This is a genomic window from Polaromonas sp. P4_F6, assembly GCF_056401275.1.
Window position 1 is genome coordinate 300,917 of record NZ_JBFUJQ010000005.1, and the last position, 17,702, is coordinate 318,618.

General features: G+C 61.3%; 19 protein-coding genes. 11 read left to right on the forward strand and 8 right to left on the reverse strand.

Annotated features, from left to right (window positions below; all coding sequences use genetic code 11):
* The first annotated feature begins 36 nt into the window (after window positions 1-36).
* The 5 genes from xylF (at window position 37) to AC1DUN_RS14990 (ending at window position 4,607) form a co-directional block, all read left to right on the forward strand.
* Window positions 37-1,053, forward strand: coding sequence for a D-xylose ABC transporter substrate-binding protein (xylF, locus tag AC1DUN_RS14970; RefSeq protein WP_477714633.1), 1,017 nt, complete (start codon window positions 37-39; stop codon window positions 1,051-1,053).
* Window positions 1,054-1,145: 92 nt separating this feature from the next.
* Window positions 1,146-2,333, forward strand: a complete 1,188-nt coding sequence (locus tag AC1DUN_RS14975; protein WP_477714634.1) for a sugar ABC transporter permease — start codon at window positions 1,146-1,148, stop codon at window positions 2,331-2,333.
* 1 nt (window position 2,334) lies between these two features.
* A complete protein-coding gene (locus tag AC1DUN_RS14980) occupies window positions 2,335-3,132 on the forward strand; it encodes an ATP-binding cassette domain-containing protein (protein WP_477714635.1) in 798 nt (265 codons plus the stop codon).
* Window positions 3,133-3,148: 16 nt separating this feature from the next.
* Window positions 3,149-4,345, forward strand: a complete 1,197-nt coding sequence (locus AC1DUN_RS14985; protein WP_477714636.1) for an ROK family protein — start codon at window positions 3,149-3,151, stop codon at window positions 4,343-4,345.
* A gap of 91 nt (window positions 4,346-4,436) precedes the next feature.
* Complete coding sequence (locus tag AC1DUN_RS14990; RefSeq protein WP_175456022.1) at window positions 4,437-4,607, forward strand: hypothetical protein; 171 nt, start codon at window positions 4,437-4,439, stop codon at window positions 4,605-4,607.
* Window positions 4,608-4,629: 22 nt separating this feature from the next.
* On the opposite strand, the gene AC1DUN_RS14995 is transcribed toward AC1DUN_RS14990, so the two are convergent.
* On the reverse strand, window positions 4,630-5,118 hold the full coding sequence (locus tag AC1DUN_RS14995) for a MarR family winged helix-turn-helix transcriptional regulator (protein WP_477714637.1): 489 nt from the start codon (window positions 5,116-5,118) through the stop codon (window positions 4,630-4,632).
* Window positions 5,119-5,225: 107 nt separating this feature from the next.
* On the opposite strand from AC1DUN_RS14995, the gene AC1DUN_RS15000 reads away from it, so the two are divergent.
* On the forward strand, window positions 5,226-5,630 hold the full coding sequence (locus AC1DUN_RS15000; protein ID WP_477714638.1) for a GFA family protein: 405 nt from the start codon (window positions 5,226-5,228) through the stop codon (window positions 5,628-5,630).
* A gap of 227 nt (window positions 5,631-5,857) precedes the next feature.
* Window positions 5,858-6,898: an OmpA family protein gene (locus AC1DUN_RS15005; RefSeq protein ID WP_477714639.1), complete on the forward strand. Its 1,041-nt coding sequence runs from the start codon at window positions 5,858-5,860 to the stop codon at window positions 6,896-6,898.
* Between the two features lie 87 nt (window positions 6,899-6,985).
* Here the strand turns inward: AC1DUN_RS15005 and AC1DUN_RS15010 are convergent, their stop codons facing one another.
* A complete protein-coding gene (locus AC1DUN_RS15010) occupies window positions 6,986-8,149 on the reverse strand; it encodes an acyl-CoA dehydrogenase family protein (protein WP_477714640.1) in 1,164 nt (387 codons plus the stop codon).
* 123 nt (window positions 8,150-8,272) lie between these two features.
* Between AC1DUN_RS15010 and AC1DUN_RS15015 the strand changes: the two genes are divergently transcribed.
* The 3 genes from AC1DUN_RS15015 to fabG all read left to right on the forward strand — a co-directional run bounded on the left by AC1DUN_RS15015 (window position 8,273) and on the right by fabG (window position 12,532).
* A complete protein-coding gene (locus tag AC1DUN_RS15015; RefSeq protein WP_477714641.1) occupies window positions 8,273-9,481 on the forward strand; it encodes an acetyl-CoA C-acetyltransferase in 1,209 nt (402 codons plus the stop codon).
* A 118-nt stretch (window positions 9,482-9,599) separates the two neighbouring features.
* Window positions 9,600-11,747, forward strand: coding sequence for a 3-hydroxyacyl-CoA dehydrogenase NAD-binding domain-containing protein (locus AC1DUN_RS15020; protein ID WP_477714642.1), 2,148 nt, complete (start codon window positions 9,600-9,602; stop codon window positions 11,745-11,747).
* A 41-nt stretch (window positions 11,748-11,788) separates the two neighbouring features.
* Entirely contained in the window at window positions 11,789-12,532 is a 744-nt protein-coding gene (gene fabG, locus AC1DUN_RS15025; RefSeq protein WP_477714643.1) for a 3-oxoacyl-ACP reductase FabG, read from the forward strand.
* 76 nt (window positions 12,533-12,608) lie between these two features.
* On the opposite strand, the gene AC1DUN_RS15030 is transcribed toward fabG, so the two are convergent.
* From AC1DUN_RS15030 to AC1DUN_RS15055, 6 genes are all read right to left on the reverse strand, one after another.
* Window positions 12,609-12,929, reverse strand: a complete 321-nt coding sequence (locus tag AC1DUN_RS15030) for a hypothetical protein (protein ID WP_477714644.1) — start codon at window positions 12,927-12,929, stop codon at window positions 12,609-12,611.
* A gap of 77 nt (window positions 12,930-13,006) precedes the next feature.
* The gene (locus AC1DUN_RS15035; RefSeq protein ID WP_477714645.1) at window positions 13,007-13,966 is read right to left on the reverse strand and encodes a hypothetical protein; all 960 of its coding nucleotides are present in this window, start codon (window positions 13,964-13,966) and stop codon (window positions 13,007-13,009) included.
* A gap of 86 nt (window positions 13,967-14,052) precedes the next feature.
* A complete protein-coding gene (locus tag AC1DUN_RS15040; protein ID WP_477714646.1) occupies window positions 14,053-14,793 on the reverse strand; it encodes a hypothetical protein in 741 nt (246 codons plus the stop codon).
* A 734-nt stretch (window positions 14,794-15,527) separates the two neighbouring features.
* Window positions 15,528-15,890: a hypothetical protein gene (locus AC1DUN_RS15045; protein ID WP_477714647.1), complete on the reverse strand. Its 363-nt coding sequence runs from the start codon at window positions 15,888-15,890 to the stop codon at window positions 15,528-15,530.
* A 124-nt stretch (window positions 15,891-16,014) separates the two neighbouring features.
* Window positions 16,015-16,323 carry a hypothetical protein gene (locus AC1DUN_RS15050; RefSeq protein WP_477714648.1) on the reverse strand — a complete coding sequence of 103 codons (309 nt, stop codon included), beginning with the start codon at window positions 16,321-16,323 and terminating at the stop codon, window positions 16,015-16,017.
* A gap of 192 nt (window positions 16,324-16,515) precedes the next feature.
* A complete protein-coding gene (locus AC1DUN_RS15055; RefSeq protein WP_477714649.1) occupies window positions 16,516-17,100 on the reverse strand; it encodes a hypothetical protein in 585 nt (194 codons plus the stop codon).
* Between the two features lie 356 nt (window positions 17,101-17,456).
* On the opposite strand from AC1DUN_RS15055, the gene AC1DUN_RS15060 reads away from it, so the two are divergent.
* Window positions 17,457-17,696, forward strand: coding sequence for a hypothetical protein (locus AC1DUN_RS15060; protein ID WP_477661691.1), 240 nt, complete (start codon window positions 17,457-17,459; stop codon window positions 17,694-17,696).
* Window positions 17,697-17,702 lie beyond the last annotated feature (6 nt).

Genomic DNA, 17,702 nt, shown 5'->3' on the forward strand with positions numbered 1-17,702 from the left:
CATGCCTGACCGGGCAAAAACTATCGGAGACACTCAATGAAATTCAAAGCTTCCCTGACTGCCATCGCACTCAGCCTGGCCGCCGCCGGCGCATTTGCGCAGGTGACGGTAGGCGTCAGTTGGTCCAACTTCCAGGAGGAACGCTGGAAAACCGATGAGGCCGCCATCAAGACGCAGCTTGAAAAGCTGGGCGCCAAGTACATCAGCGCGGATGCCGCGGGCTCCCCCGAAAAACAGCTGGCGGACATTGACGGGCTGATGGCCAAGGGCGCCAAGGTCCTGATCGTGCTGGCCATGGACAAGGACGCCATCCTGCCCGCCGTGAACAAGGCCACCAAACAGAAAGTGCCCGTCATCGCCTACGACCGCCTGATCGAGGCGCCCGGCGTGTTCTACATCACCTTCGACAACAAGGAAGTCGGCCGCATGCAGGCCCGTGCCGTGTTCAAGGCCAAGCCCAAGGGCAACTACGTGATGATCAAGGGCTCCCCCACCGACCCGAACGCCAATTTCCTGCGCGAAGGCCAGCAGGAAGTCATTGATGCCGCCGTCAAGAAAGGCGACATCAAGATCGTGGGCGAGGAATACACCGAGGGCTGGAAGCCCGAAGTCGCGCAGAAAAACATGGAGCAGATCCTGACCAAGACCGGCGGCAAGGTCGATGCGGTGGTCGCCTCCAATGACGGCACCGCCGGCGGCGTGGTGGCGGCGCTGAGCGCCAAGGGGCTCAAAGGTGTGCCGGTATCGGGCCAGGACGGTGACTTTGCCGCCCTGAACCGCGTGGCCATGGGCACCCAGACCGTGTCGGTCTGGAAGGATGCCCGCGACCTCGGCAAGCAGGCGGCCAGCGCGGCGGTCAATCTCGGTGCCGGCAAACCGGTCGAGGGCGCAAGCTCCTGGAACGGCGGCGAGAAAAAGATCGCCCTGCAGGCCCAGTTCCTGAAACCCGTGCCCATCACCCGCGACAACCTCGACGTGGTGCTCAAGGCCGGCTGGATCAAAAAAGACGAGCTCTGCAAGGGCGTCACCGGCAACGTCGCCGGCTGCAAGTAATACAGGCCTTCCAGGCACCCGCTCCCCGTTCCGCGCAAGCGGGCAAGGCAACCGGCCTGTAGGTTGCCCGGGAGCGCCGCACCCCAAAAACCATGCAACTGCCCTTTCGAATCCCGCGCGACACCGCCGTCGACTGGCGGCTGGTCTTCATGGGCTGCGTGCTCGCCGCCCTGGCGGGCGTGTTCCAGGCCCTGTCGGGCGGCATTTTCCTGTCGCCTGAAAACCTTTACAACATCGCCCAGCAGACCGCGGTGGTGGGCATCGTGTCCACCGTCATGGTGCTGATCATCGTGGCGCGGCACATCGACCTGTCGGTCGGCTCGGTGATCGGTTTTGTCGGCGTGCTCATCGCCTACCTTCAATACACCCTGGGATGGTCCTGGCCGGCGGCGTCGCTCGCCGGGCTGGCCGCGGCGCTCGTGGTGTCGGTGTACCAGGGGTGGCTGACGGCCATGCTGGGCGTGCCGTCTTTTGTGGTCACGCTGGGCGGTTTGATGTCCTTGCGCGGCGCGGCCTTCCTGGTGGCCGACGGCAAGACCCAGCCGGTCAGCGACGAGTTTTTTTTGCAGCTGGGCGGCGGCTATGACGGCGGCATCGGGGTGACCGCCACCTGGGTCCTCACCGCCTGCGTCAGCCTGGTGCTGGTGGTCCGCAGGGTCCTGGGCCGCCGTGCCTCGGCACGCCACGGGATGCCCCAGCAGCCCGTGTGGGTGGACGTTCTGCTGGTGGCCGCGCCCGTGGCCCTGCTGGCCGCGTTTGCCGCGGCCATGAACAGCTACCAAGTCACCAACAAGGACGCACCCCAAGGTATCCCGATACCGGTGCTCATCTGGGCCGCCGTGGCGGTGCTGATGTCCTTCATCGCCCGGCGCACCCGTTTTGGCCGCTACGTCTACGCCATGGGCGGCAACCCCGACGCCGCGGTGCTGGTCGGCATACCGGTCAAGCGGGTCACGCTCATGCTGTTCGCGCTGCTCGGCGTGCTCATCACCATCGCGGCCATCGTCTCGGTGGCCCGCCTGAACGCCGGCACCAACTCGCTGGGCACCGGCATGGAGCTGTTCGTGATTGCCGCCGCCGTGATAGGCGGCACCGCGCTGGCCGGCGGCAGCGGCACCATCATCGGCTCGGTGCTGGGCGCGCTCATCATGCAGTCGCTGGACAGCGGCATGCTGCTGCTGGATGTTTCCATCGGGAAACGCATGGTCATCATCGGGCAGGTGCTGATTGTGGCGGTGGTGTTCGACGTGCTCTACCGCAAGTGGGCGCAGGAAAGCTGACATGCAAACCACGCCAACCATGCAACCCACCAATGAACCCCTGGTCCAGTTCAAGGACATCCGCAAGGCCTTTGGCGGCGTTCACGCCGTCGACGGCGTGAACCTGAACCTGTATGCGGGCGAAGTGGTCGCCGTGCTGGGCCACAACGGCGCGGGGAAATCGACCCTGATGAAAATGCTGGCCGGTGCCTTCCCCATCGATTCGGGCGAAATCCACGTGATGGGACAGAAAGTGAACCTGCGGACCCCGGCTGATGCGCAGCGGGAGGGCATAGAAACCATCTACCAGACGCTGGCCCTGGCCGACAACCTGGACGCCGTGGCCAACCTCTTCCTGGGCCGCGAAAAAATGACGGCCTGGAACACGCTGGACGACTACTTCATGGAGGCACAGGCGCGCAAGGTGTTTGGCCGCCTGAATAAAAACTTCACCAACATCCACACCCCGGTGCGGCGCTTGTCGGGCGGGCAGCGCCAGGTGGTGGCCATCTCGCGCGCCATCTATTTCAATGCCCGCATCCTGATCATGGACGAGCCCTGCGCCGCCCTGGGCCCGGAAGAGTCCGCCATGGTGGCCAACCTGGTGCTCCAGCTCAAGGCCGAAGGTGTGGGCATTTTCCTGATCACGCACGACATGCACGATGTGTTTTCGCTCAGCGACCGCGTCTCGGTGATGAAGAACGGCCGCCTGGTCGGCACCTACCGCACGGCCGACCTGGACGAGGACCAGATCCTCGGCATGATCATCGCCGGCAAGCCGCCGCCAGGGCGCGAACAGGCCCCGCACCGTAGCGCCTGATACCATGCCATCGTCCATGAAAACCACAGGCGACCAGCAACTCGTCAAGCGTATCAATCGCAGCGTGTTGATGCGCCTGCTGCGCAACCAGCCTAGCCGCTCGCGCGCGCAACTGGCCAACCACAGCGGCTTGACCAAGTCGACCGTCAGCCTGCTGGTGCGCGAACTGATTGATGAAGGCTGGCTCAGTGAGATCAGCATGGCCGCCGCCAATGGTGTGGGACGGCCCTCCACGCCCCTGCAGATCGACGGCCAGTCGCGCGGCCTGATCGGCGTGGAAGTGGCGGTCGACACCGTGCGTGTGGCCAGCGTGTCCCTGCTGGGGAAGGTGCTGTGGTCGACGCAAGAGCCTTTGCGCAGCACCCGGCCCGAAGACGTCTGCTGCCAGGTCGCCGGCCTCGTGGTCATGGCCCAGGCGCAGCTGGTCTCGCGCGGCGCGCAACTCTCGGGTGTGGGCATAGGCCTGCCCGGCGCGTTTGACGAAACCACCGGCGTGCTGCGTTTTGCTCCCAACCTGGGCTGGCGCAACGTGGACTTCCTGCCGCAGATCACCCAGGCGCTGACGCAGGCCGGCCTGCCGCCGGTGCCGGTGCATGTGCAAAACGAAGCCGACACCGCCGCGCTGAGCGAGTACGAGTTTTCCGAAAATGACGGCAAGGATTCACTGATTTTTGTGAGCTGCGACGTGGGCGTGGGCGCGGGCATCGTGCTCAACGACAGGCTGTTCACCGGCATGCGGGGCATGGCCGGCGAGATCGGCCACAGCGTCCTGGAGCTCGATGGGCCCGCCTGCTCCTGCGGGCGGCGCGGCTGCGCGGAGGCCTTCATCGGTTCAGGCGCCCTGGGCCAGCTGGCGGATGCCCGCCGGTCGGGGGGCTACCTGGGCGTGCTGCTGCAGAACCTGTGGACCACCTTTGACCCCAGCGTGCTGGTGGTGGGCGGCTCCTCATGCCTGCGCTTTCCCGACATGGTCAAGGTTGCCCAGGAAACGCTGCAAAACTACGCCACCGACGCCGGCGTCAGCGCTCCCACGGTGCGTGTCGCGCGCTACGGCCTGCTCGCTTCAGCGGTAGGGGCCGCCGCCCTGGTGCTGCACCAGTACCTGCGCCCCATGCATCCCTCCGGCCGCATTGTGGGCAATGGCCGCCCGGGGCGGGGCCAGCCGCTTTACCAGGCGCCGCACACTTCCGGCGAGCCCGTTCACGAGCGGTAGGCCTGCGCTGACACGCATCAGCGCTTCTCCCCGATAGGGTGCTACCCCCTGGGCGCGCACAGTGGGTGCACAACATTTTGTGGAGAAAAAAATGTCTTTTGCGCTTTACATGCTCGGTTTTGTGATCTTCCTGGCCGGCGTCATCTGGGGCGCCGTGGAAGCCGGCGTGCCGCATCTTTATATCGGCATAGGCGCGCTGATCTTCCTGGGCATAGGCATCTTCAGCGCTGTCAGCCGCACGCGCAGCAAGGACCCGTCTTAAGCGCAGCCATGGCCGTCCCCGGCTATTCCTGAGGGGACTCCGGCAAGGTTTCCTGCGCCTTCAAAGCCTGTTGCAACTGGCCCAGCACGGCGCTCGCGGCACGCAGCTGGCTTTCATCCATACCCGAGGCCAGGGCATTGGCCCATTTTTTTTGGCCCGACTGTATGGTGCCCAGCGCCTTGCGGCCCTTGGGCGTGAGCCGCAGCAGCTTGGCGCGCGCATGGGCCGGGTTGTCCTGATAGGCCGTAAGCCCCTCCTCCACCAGCAAATCCGCCACGCGCTGCACGCTTTGCCGCGTCAAGTTCATGGCGCGGGCAATCTGCGCCACCGACAGCGTCGCGTCCTCCACCGCGGCCAGCACCTGCCAGCGCGCCGAGGTCTGCCCGGCAGGCGCCGCCAGCGCGTCACCCGCCGCCGTCAACAGGCCGTTGAGCTGCATGACCTGCACCACCAGCCAGCTCAGGGTGTTGGCGGCCGGCGTGCGTTCGATTTCCCCGTCGGCGGCCCCCAATTTGACAGCATGCTGTCGTTTTACTATACTTCCAGACATGACAACATTCTGTCATATTCATCCCGTCACCACCAACATCCACCTGCCCGCCTGAAAGGAACGCCCCCATGCTGAAAACCTATACCGGAAGCTGCCACTGCGGCGCCGTCCGCTTTGAAGCCGACATCGACCTCAGCAAGGGCACGGGCCGCTGTAATTGCTCCATCTGCACCAAAACCCGCAACTGGGGCGCCATCATCAAGCCAGACGCCTTCCGGCTCCTCGCCGGCGAGAGCGAACTGAGCGACTACCAGTTCGGCACCAAAAGCGGCCACCACCTGTTTTGCAAGCACTGCGGCGTGCGCCCTTTTGGCCGGGGTTACATCGAGCAGATAGGCGGCGACTATGTGTCCATCAACCTGGCGGCCCTGGACAACGCCGAGCCGGCCGAACTCATAGCCGCACCGGTCAATTACGCCGATGGGCGCAACAACGCCTGGTGGAACAAACCCGCCGAAACACGGCACCTGTAGGGCGCTGGCGCGGGTGCGGCTTCCCAGCCGACGCATAGCGCGAAATCACCTTCTTCACGGTTTCTTCCGGACCGGTCATGCGCCATGCGACGTAGGCGCGTTCGCATGACATCTCGTCCTCATGTCTCACATGCGCGGAAATTCCCAAGCGTAGTGTTGCAGCACGCCCGGGCAAACAGCGCCGGGCGTCACAACCGCCCTTAAACACCGCCATTCCCGGAGAGACCATGAAGCTCAATCATCTCGCGCCCCTTGCCGCAGCGTCCCTGCTGGCCTGCCTCAGCCCCGGCGCCCTGATGGCGCAAACCAGTTCGGCCTACGACATCCCCAACCCGTCCTGGTACATCATGCCGCAGGTCACCGTGGTAGACCCGGACTCGCGGTTCAACGGCAACAAGAACCTCAGCGGCCTCGGCCTGCGTTTCGGCAAGGCCGTGTCTCCCTCCTGGGACATGCAGATAGGCGGCAGCATCGCCCGCGCCAACAACAACGGCCGGCGCTTTGAGCAGGACACGCTGGGCGTGGACGGGCTGTACATGTTCAACCGCAGCAGCAATTTCAGGCCCTTCCTGCTGGCCGGCATTGGCRCCGAGCGGGACAAATTGCCCAATACCAGCAAGACATCGCCCTACCTCAACCTTGGCCTGGGCTTCCAGCTGGGGCTGTCCGACCAGTGGTTCATGCAGGCAGACCTGAGGCGGACCCGCACCTACCTTCGCGGCAATACCTTCGGCTTTGACCACGCCAACACCAACACCGTGAACGTCGGCCTGAGTTATTACTTCGACAAGCCGGCGCGCCCCGTGGTCGCGCAGTACACCCCACCGCCCGCACCCGAGCCCACGGTCACCGCGCCGCCGCCTCCCCCTCCGCCGGCGCCAGCACGGTTTGAAAAGGTGACGCTGTCGGCCACCGAATTGTTCGCCTTTGACAGCGCCGAACTGGCGAGCCCGCAACCCAAGCTCGACCAGATCGCGCAAACCCTGACGGGCGGCAATTTCAACGGCAACATCACCGTGACCGGCTATACCGACCGCATCGGCTCGGACGCCTACAACCTCAAACTGTCGCAGCGCCGCGCGGACGCGGTGAAGAGCTACCTGGGCAGCAAAGGGGTCAACACCGGCCGCCTGACCGCCGTCGGCAAAGGGGAAAGCAACCCGGTCGTGACCTGTAATGACCGCAGGCTCAAGGACCTGATTGCCTGCCTGGCACCCAACCGCCGTGTGGAAGTCGAGGAAATCGTCATCGAGCGCCGCGTCAACTAAAGTCCGCGCCTCAGCCTTCGCAAAAGCCGGCGCCTGCCGGCTTTTGCTTTTCCGTGCTGCTCGAACCAGGGACTTGCGCGCGAACGCCTATTTCGCACCCAGGCCCATGGCCCTTGAAATCACTTCCTTCATGATTTCATTGGTACCACCGTAAATGCGCTGCACGCGCGCATCGGCATAGGCGCGCGTGATCGGGTATTCCCACATATAACCGTAGCCGCCGAAGAGCTGCACACATTCGTCCATAACCTTGCACTGCAGGTCGGTGCACCAGTACTTGGCCATGCTGGCGGTCGCGGTGTCCAACTTGTCCTGCGCCACCAGTTCCGCGCATTTGTCGACAAACACGCGCGCCACCTGCACCTCGGTCTGCAGCTCGGCCAGGGTGTAGCGCGTGTTCTGGTAGCTGGCCACCGGCTGGCCGAAGACCTTGCGTTCCTTCACATAGGCCAGCGTCCAGTCGATCGCGGCCTGGGCCGAGGCCACGGCCGTGATGGCGATCTGCATACGCTCCCAGGGCAGCTGCTCCATCAGGCAGATAAAGCCGCGGTTCTCATGCGCCTGGCCGCCCAGCAGGTTTTCGGCCGGCACCTTGACGTCGGTGAAGAACAGCTCGGAAGTATCCTGCGCCTTCATGCCCAGCTTCTTGAGGCGCTTGCCGGTTTCAAAGCCCGGCATGCCGCGCTCCACCAGCATCAGGCTGGTGCCCTTGGCGCCGGCGGCCGGATCGGTCTTGGCCACCACGATGACCAGGTCGGCATGCCAGCCGTTGGTGATAAAGGTCTTGCTGCCGTTGAGCAGATAGCTGCCGTCGGGCTGCTTGAGCGCCGTGGTCTTCACGCCCTGCAGGTCCGAGCCGGCCGCGGGTTCGCTCATCGCGATGGCGCCCACCATCTCACCGTTGGCCAGTTTGGGCAGGTATTTCTTTTTCTGGGCTTCCGTGCCGTAGTGAAGGATGTAAGGCGCGACGATCTCGCTGTGCAGGCTGTAGCCTATGCCGGTAAAGCCGCCGCGGCCCAGCTCCTCCATCTGGACCACCGAATACAGCTTGTCTGCGCCGGCGCCGCCGTATTCCTCGGGCATGGTCATGCACAAAAAACCGTTTTCGCCGGCCTTGTTCCAGACCTTGCGGTCCACATAACCCTGCTCTTCCCACTGCTCGTGGAAGGGCGCGATTTCCTTGTCCATAAAGCGGCGGAAGGCGTCGCGAAAGGCTTCGTGGTCGGAGCTGAAAAGGCTGCGTTCGATCATGGTGTCACCTGTGGGGAAAACCTGGAGTATTTATACAAAGCGTCTGCTTTGTGAAATGAATATACTGCATGAGCCTCCCTGCCCGCCTCCGAATCATCCCTGCCCTCCTCTGAGGAAAACCCCATGAGCACCGAAGCCTTTATCTACGACGCCATCCGCACGCCGCGCGGCAAAGGCAAAAAAGACGGCAGCCTGCATGAGGTCAAGCCCGTCAACCTGCTGGCCGGCGTGCTGGCCGACCTGCAGCGACGCAACGGCTTTGACACCGCCGCCGTCGACGACGTGGTCATGGGCGTGGTCTCGCCCGTGGGCGAACAAGGCGCCGTCATCGCCAAGGTGGCCGCGCTCAAGGCCGGCTGGGACTTCCGCGCATCGGGTGTGCAAATCAACCGCTTTTGCGCCTCGGGCCTGGAGGCCGTCAACCTGGCCGCGCAGAAAGTGCGCTCCGGCTGGGAAGAACTGGTGGTGGCCGGCGGCGTTGAAAGCATGAGCCGCGTACCGATTGGCGCCGACGGCGGTGCCTGGGCGCAAGACCCCGAAACCAACAGCGCCACGCTGTTTGTGCCGCAAGGCATAGGCGCCGACCTGATCGCCACGCTCGAAGGCTTTAGCCGCGCCGACGTGGACGCCTTCGCGCTCGAAAGCCAGCAACGCGCCGCCAAGGCCCGCGCCGCCGGCTACTTCGCCGGCTCCATCGTGCCGGTCAAGGACTTCCTGGGCCAGACCATCCTGGGCGAGGACGAATTCATCAAGCCGCAGACCACGATCGAAGGACTGGCCTCGCTCAAGCCGGCCTTCGACCAGCTGGGCGACATGGGTTTTGACGCCGTGGCGCTGCAGCGCTACCCGCAGGTCGCACGCATACAGCATGTGCACCATGCCGGCAACTCCTCCGGCATCGTCGACGGCGCGGCCGCCGTGCTGGTCGGCTCCGAAGCTGCCGGCAAAACCCACGGGCTCAAGCCGCGCGCCCGTATCGTCGCTGCCGCGCTCAGCGGCGCCGACCCGACCATCATGCTGACCGGCCCCATGCCGGCCACGCGCAAGGCCCTGGCCAAGGCCGGCCTCTCTGTGGACCAGATCGATTTGTTCGAGGTCAACGAGGCTTTTGCCGCCGTGGTGATGCGTTTCATGAAAGAGATGAAGGTGCCGCATGACAAGGTCAATGTGAACGGCGGCGCTATCGCCATGGGCCACCCGCTGGGTGCCACCGGCGCAATGATCCTGGGCACCCTGGTCGACGAGCTGCACAGGCGCAAGCTGCGCTACGGCCTGGCCACGCTGTGCGTGGGCGGCGGCATGGGCATTGCCACCATTGTGGAAAAAATATGACTCCCCCCCGAAGCGTCTGCTGCGCAGCCGCCTCCCCCTCAAGGGGGCAACACCAGCGGCCCGGCAAAGCCGGTTCCGCGGTGTTTCCCGCGAAGACCCACCTTTCCCTGCGCCTGCTATGAACACCATCCACTACGAAGTCAGCGACGGCATTGCCACCATCACCTTTGACGAGCCCAACTCCCCCGTCAACACCATGTGCCTGCAGTGGCAGGAAGACCTCGGCGAAGTCACCGCCCAGGTGCTGAAAGACAAGGCATCGCTCAAGGGCATCATCCTGGCGTCGGCCAAATCCACTTTTTTTGCCGGCGCCGACCTCAAGGCGGTCATGCGGCTCACGCCGGCCGACGCACCCCAGGCCTATGCGGAAGTCGAACGCGTCAAGAAAAACTTCCGCACGCTCGAAACCCTGGGCATTCCCGTGGCCAGCTGCCTCAACGGCACGGCGCTGGGCGGCGGCTGGGAAGTGGCGCTGGTCGGCCATTACCGCGTGGCGGTGGACGACCCCAAAACCCAGTTCGGCCTGCCCGAGGTGACCCTGGGCCTGCTGCCCGGCGCCAGCGGCGTGACCAAGATGACGCGCCACCTGGGCCTGATGGGCGCCCAGCCCTACCTGGTCGAAGGCAAGACTTTTAACCCGCGCCAGGCGCTGGAGCTGGGCCTGGTGCATGAACTCGTGGCCGATGCGGGCGAGCTGCGCGCCAAGGCCCTGGCCTGGCTGGCCACTAGCCCGAAAGCCCAACACCCCTGGGAAGCGAAAGACTACAAGATCCCCGGCGGCACACCCACCAACCCCAAGATCGCCGCGGCCCTCAGCGTCGCACCGGCCACGCTCAAAAAGCAGACGCGCGGCCTCTATCCCGCGCCTGAAGCCATCCTGGCCTGCATGGTCGAAGGCACGCAGGTGGACCTGGAAACCGCATTGCGCATCGAGAGCCGCTACCTCGCCAGGCTCATGACCGGCAGCAACGCCAAGGCCATGATCAACACCTTTTTCTTCAACATGAACGCCATCAAGAGCGGGCAGTCGCGCCCGCCCCGCATGCCGAAATTCAGGCCCAACAAGGTCGGCATCCTGGGCGCCGGCATGATGGGCGCGGGCATCGCCTATGCCCAGGCCAGCCGGGGCATCAGCACCGTGCTCAAGGACGTCAGCCAGGAGAAGGCTGAGGCCGGCAAGGCCTACAGCAGCAAGATCACCGCGGCCCGCGTCGAAAAAGGCCGCATGACGGCCGCCGAACAAAACGCCCTGCTCGCGCGCATCACCGCGACCGACCAGGCCGCCGACCTGGCCGGCTGCGAACTCATCATCGAAGCCGTGTTCGAGCGGCGCGACCTCAAGGCCAAGGTCACGCAGGAGGCCGAGCCCCTGCTCGCACCCGGCGGCTTTTTTGCCTCCAACACCTCTACCCTGCCGATTTCCAGCCTGGCCACGGCCAGCGACCGGCCCGAAAAATTCATAGGCATCCACTTCTTCAGCCCGGTCGACAAGATGAAGCTGGTCGAGATCATCCGCGGCAAAGAGACCGACGACGAGACCGTGGCCCGCGCCTTCGACTATGTGCAGGCCCTGGGCAAAATCCCCATCGTCGTCAACGACTCGCGCGGCTTTTACACCAGCCGCACCTTCGGCACCTTTGTGATGGAAGGCGCGGCCATGCTGGGCGAGGGCATACCCGCCGCCGCCATCGAGAACGCCGGCATCCAGGCCGGCATGCCCGTGGGCCCGCTGGCCGTGCTCGATGAAACCGCGCTCTCGCTAAGCGTGCATGTACTGGACCAGACCCGCACCGACTTCACGGCCGAAGGCAAGCGCTATACCGCCACGCCAGGGGAGCTGCTGGTGGAACGCATGGTGAAGGAACTCAAGCGCCCGGGCCGCGCCGCCGGCGGGGGTTTTTACGACTACCCCGGTGAGCCTGGCGCAAAAAAACAGCTGTGGCCCGAACTCAAGTCCCTGTTCGAGAAACCCGGCATGGCCTGGGACATCCAGGAACTCAAGGACCGCCTGCTCTACCGCCAGGCCGTGGAAACTGCCCGCTGCCTCAGCGAAGGCGTGCTCACCACCGTGCACGACGCCAACATAGGCTCCATCTTCGGCATAGGCTTCCCGGCCTGGACGGGTGGCGCGATGCAGTTCATCTATGGCATGGGTATTGACGTTTTCATCGCGCGCTGTGGCGAACTGGCCGCCAAGTTCGGGCCCGGCTTTGCGCTGGCCGATACAGTCAAGGATGCAATCCGCAAACACCAGCCGGTGTATTGAACGGCACCCGCCCCTTTTTATTCACCTCACCCGACCATTTCATGCCAAGACTCCAGAACAAGATCAGCCTCATCACCGGCGCCGCCCAGGGCATAGGCCTGGCCACCGCCCTCAAGTTCGCGGCAGAAGGCGCCACCGTCATCGTCTGCGACGTCAAGCAGGCCGGCGTCGATGACGCCGTCAGACAGTGCCAGGCCCTGGGCGCCCAGGCCGTTGGATTTGTGATGGACGTGACCCAGCGCGCCATGGTCGACGCGGTGGTCGGCAAGGTCAAAGACCAGTTCGGCCGTATCGACGTGCTGGTCAACAACGCCGGCATCACCCAGGACGCGCGCCTGCAGAAAATGACGCTGGAACAATTCGACAAAGTGATCGACGTGAACCTGCGCGGCGTTTTTCACTGCGCGCAGGCCGTGGCCGACACCATGGTGGCCCAGGGCAGCGGCGTGATCCTCAATGCCAGCTCCGTCGTCGGCATCTACGGCAACTTCGGCCAGACCAACTATGCCGCCAGCAAGTTCGGCGTGATCGGTTTCACCAAAACCTGGAGCCGCGAACTCGGCCCCAAAGGCGTGCGCGTCAATGCCGTCGCGCCGGGTTTTGTCGCCACACACATCCTGGACACCATTCCCGAAAAAGTCCTCAGGGAAATGGAAGCCCATGTACCGCTCAAGCGCCTGGGCCGGCCAGAGGAGATTGCCAATGTCTACGCTTTCCTCGCGAGCGATGAAGCCAGTTATGTCAATGGGGCGGTGATTGAGGTGTCTGGGGGGATGTCGGTCTAGGGCGGGACTACCGATGCGGACACCCATATACGTTGGGTTTGATTGATCTGTTGTCGCCCAGCAAGGAACAGGAAGCTCATCTCACCAATAGAGCGGCGACGGCAACTGCCGCAAGCGCCAAACCAGCAATACCAATCCAATACCCAATCGCTGCTCGCCTCGCCAGACTCTGTACCTGCTCCGCCAGCATGCTAACCACCTTGGCTTGCTCCGTACTCGCTGCCTCGATTGCCTCCAACTTCTTTGTTAGCACCAGCAATTGAGATTTGACGTCTGAATTCGGATCTACGATCTCTCTCGGCTTCGCCGATTGATGCTTCAAGAGATCCCGAGCAAGCGAGACCGCGAGGGATGCGGTCTTTAAGATTTCTGTCCACGGTAAAGCTGTGGCGATCATCAGTGTGACTCCTTCAATTGCAGGCATAAAGTTTGAAGTAAGGCAAGATGGCTGATGACGCTCACTCCATGGCTCCATTAAATGCCTTTGTCATCCGGAGAAATCATCATGCCTTTTGGCTTAGCAAGCTCGCAGAACTCTTCTGCCGTGTACTTCATGGCGAGTGCGACTAATCCACTGGCAAGTAGCGGTATCCCGATGCGAAAGTCACTCAATGCAGTAACAGCCGCCGCAGCAAAGTAGCCGTCATTGAAGACTTTGGGCAAACGCCTTGACCATAATTTATAGACGGGGCTGTTTGTTTTGCAAAACGTCTTCCAAGCTATTCGCTTCAGAACTGCAAACGCCGTACGACCGATATGTTTTGGCTCTTCCGCCTTTTCAGGAGGGGGGAGCAACAGCCGATCAGGTGCGGGGAGTTGCTGCAGAGAGAAATTCCGAACGTCGCCAAGCAGTCTGATGCCAGCAGTTGGGACACTATTACCGATCAACTTAAGTATTTCATCGTCCGTGTTTCGATCAAGAAGAAGAACGGCCTTTGCTTCAATCTCGACCACATCGAGAAGCCCGTCACCACTTCCAATCAACTCCGCAAGGATGCACTCCTCTTCCACTCGTTGAATGAATCGCTTCTGAAATTGGTGCCGCGTCCGATCAGAGGTGATGTTATTAATGTTTTGTATAACCTCGCGGATTAATTTCTTCGACTCCGAAATTTTCTTCTGTCGCAACATCGTCACAGCGAGCAATCCACTTGCTTCCAGATGGAGCCTTGTCGTTCGGCCCGCGAAGCGGCGAACACCAATTAAGCCAGCCTCTGCATATGCCAGCCGATTAGCATCTACACAGGCTTCGTACGCCCATAGCTTTGCGCGGAGAAGGCGGTGGTGTCGTCGATCATCCTGGAATAACTCCTGAATACGACTTGCGGCCTCAATAGCCGCCTCCGGCTCAGCATCGGCTACAGCTTTTCGCAGGATTTTCTCCAGGGGGACCAGCGCTTCCTTCTGATATTCGTGTAGTTTTGTTGCAGTCATTTCAGAGGAATTAAGAGTGAAAATTACCAGCAACCGTAGGAAGTTTTCCGGTCAAACGACACATTAAGTTTGACTTGGCAAAACACTTAAGCAACCTTACCCAGGATGTAGCCAGATATGCCGCCCAACAAAGCCGCCAATTCTTTGCCCTCCAACACACCCGTCATGCCGAACAAAATAATTGCGATCACAAGCGAAAACAGAGTAAGAAACTGAATTCCAACTTGACCGGAGAATATTTTTCGCCTTACCTCGTGATCCTTAATAACAACAATAAAAAATAACGCAATAACAAGCCCAATGAGTACCGTGAACGCGATGCTTAGATCACGTTTATATTGTTGCTCAGGTCCTATGAGGGTAAGCAACTTCTTCTGCACTGCTTTCGCAAGCTCCCGCTTCGAAGCTAACTCGTTTCGCTTGTCGCTAAGCATCTTGACCAATTGCACACTCCCACCCGATTCTTTTAGCGACCTTTCTAATGAAAGTATTTTGCTTTCTTCCCTTAATTGCCCAGAAAGTATGGCGAAGATAGAACGGTCTCTTTTTGCATCCTTGACTTCCGACTCTGGTTTCTTTTTTGAAGCTTCCACCCTAAGTCGAGTTAGTTCTTCTTCATCAGCCTGGGTCTTCGGAATCCGCTCTTCGAGGTCCTTAATTCCTTTTTCCAGAATCGGAATTTCTCCATTTAGCTGACCTCGTAAATCAGCCAATGATAAAAAATCATCCGGCACATTTAATCCCAAGTTCAGCTTTCCATTTGGCTGCGCATACGCCATACCAATCCCCAAGCTGACCAAAAGCAGTATTGATAAGGCTCTATGCACGCGACTCTCCTTTAGCGTTGAAGACATCTAGAGTGAAAGAGGGTCAACAAAGGCAGAAGTCCCTGGGCGACGGGTCATGCCTCCTGCAGTGACAGGCTCGCGCTTCTCAAACGAGCACGTTAGTTGCTGATTCAAGCGATAAGAACGCTCGGAGGTGTATCGACATAGCAGCTCAACCGAACTCAACAAGCAATTCTAGGCAGGAGGACTTCTAGTCGCCTCCCCTAAATAGACTAGTGCCGCTAAATAGCTGATTTCGCTTGCTTCAATCCCGCAAACAGCGATCCGACCTGGCTGCACCCTTTGGTACCAATCGCTTTGTTTGCGTCATGCCAGCTAAGGGCGCCGGACTTGGCCCAAAAAAGAGCTAGGCTGTCACGGTAGCTGTTGAAAGATGGCTTGACACGAAAAGGATGTTCCCTCTGAACAGGGATCACTTATGGAACTACGGCCGCAACCTTGGTTCAACGCAGAGGAGAAACGCCGCCGAGCAGTTGCTCCGTCGGATATTTTTGACCTTGTGGACTAGTCGGTGCACCTGTTGTCTCTTAATGCGGAGAGGGAGTGTCATCGGCGACGCGCCCTCGATCAAGGTATTGACCGCTCAGAGGTATCAGGTAATGGGACGGTGCCCTCAGTATCGACGTTGCGAAAACACGGGCCAAACAACAAGCCAAGGACCGAGCATACACACATCAAAAAATATCAGATGCAACTGTGTGGGCCATGAGCAATTACACTCCCCAGGAGAAACGGCCTGAAATTGACTTGCCGCCGATTGTCAGCACGCCGGCATCATTTCTGACACTCAGAAAAAAGTCCTTTGGAAGCGTCGAGTCCCCAGGGTTGGTGAACCGGAGCAACAAGACCTTTTGTTGCGTATCGAAGGCCTCGACTTTTATGTGCGGCATGGGAATCACCACGCTTTGGGTACTGCCGGGCATCGCAAGACTGAGGGTGGCCACGGATGGCCGGCTGTCGCCGCCCACGACGATGTCCAGGAGATAGCCTTGCGCTTCGAATGACACAGAGCTGGTGGCCAATGCCGTGGCGCACGCGCTAATCGCCACGGCTACCGCAATGAGGGGTGATCGCATTGGACCTCGCACCGTTGAACTTTTGGGCATGTCATGAATTTGCGCTCACACCCTGAGCTTCGATCAGTCATGCCAGCGATTCTAGGTGTGCGCCCCGCGAATTGCATCCTCGTGCCATTTGCACTCAATCATTAAATTCACTCGGATGAATCGTGTCATACACATGGCCCTCGCAACAAAAGACCACCATCCAAAGCCCCAGCTTGTGGTCGGAGTCGGGGGGAATCAGTTTGTTGAGCGCCCGGGCAACGGCTTGTTTGACGGCCACATCAACGTCTTTTCCGTCTGATGGCAGCGTTTCAACCGTCACCATCACCAGGGCCTCTTTTTCATAGAGCTCAACCTGCGGGATCGACCACCGCGCCGCCGTGGCATCGACAAAAGCGAGCGCTACTTTTTCAGGAAGTTCCGGCTGGGAAGTAAACGTGCCCATGGCTTGTGATCTGAGTCCTGCATGGTGGTGAGTCAGCGATGGCAGGATGATGCTTTATGGCCAGGGCGCGTCAACAGCCTCGGGAATAAAGGGAATTTTTCACCGAAATTAGTTCCTGTTTTCCGGCGCAAAAACAGACCCGGGCCGCCGATGGCTTAATCCCACACGGCCACGGGAGCTACCACCAAAGGTTTATTCCCCATCCACATTCGTCCAGGTCACTTGTCCATCCTTCATCTCCAGGCGCAGGTGGGCGACACCGTTTGCCTTCAAGCCAAACATCCGGCTGGTCTTGAGGGACTCCTGCTTCGTCGGGGATACCGCCTGGAGCGTCCTGTCCAGGGGCGCGGCAATGGGCGTCCATTCCGCGAGCACGGTCAGGATCGAGTGGCTGGAATACTCACCCTGCACACCCGAAGACCAATCGCGCGTCGCGCCTTTCTCGACGTCACCGTAATCCGTTTTTGCCTGCCCCGGGCCGTCGTAGATCGTGATCCATACGGGCACATCGAGAAAGTTGTCGGTGCGGACCAGGGGTTTGGACCAGTAAACACCGGAGTCGCCTCCAAGCAGAACCCGTTCGTAGGGATCGGATGGGCCCAAGATCGTCGTGGTGTCCGTGTCGAATTTGGAACCCGTCGTGGGCCACTGCCCGCGGATCTGGTAATACGACCCGTGAAGGTAGGTTCCGCTGTTCCAGTCGCGGAATGTTCCCGCATCGACATTGCCCCAATCTTCCTTGAAACCGCGACCCACGGTGTAGATGGTGACCCACATGGGTTGGTGGGTATGGTTGAACGTTCTGAATCCGGACATCTGGTTTCCTCCTTTGAAGGCACGCGATAAAGACCTCATGGGAGCCATGAAGCTTCGAGGCAGGCATCCTTTGACGGACCACTGTGGATGCGCGGCCGGATGAACTGTGCGGTGCATGGTAGTGATGCATGGCCGGCCTGGATGTTGCACAAATGGGGTACGCGGATGGAGGTACTGCACGCGGGGCGGGCCGTGACTTATTGCGCATTCACCAGCCCGGCGTCGGCCCTCGGGAAACTACCCAGCGAAGCTGTGCAAAATGACATGGCGCGCGGGCGCCTGACCTGTCAGTATTCAGTCAACACCCAAGGAAACACATGCCCGCCGTTCTGCCCACCCGTTTGCCCCTTCCCGGGGATGCCGCCCTCGAGAAAACCCGGCACGCCGACAGTGCCGCGCGTGAGCAACGCCACAACAGCCTGGCGGCGAAGATGGCCGCGCACCAGCAAGGCACAGGCCCCGCGCCAACGGCCGCGGAAATCGAGCAATGCAGGGAAGACGCCGCATTCGAGCAGGCCATGGGCAGGCTGCTGGCGGACGCGCCCCTGCCCCGCTAGGCGCCT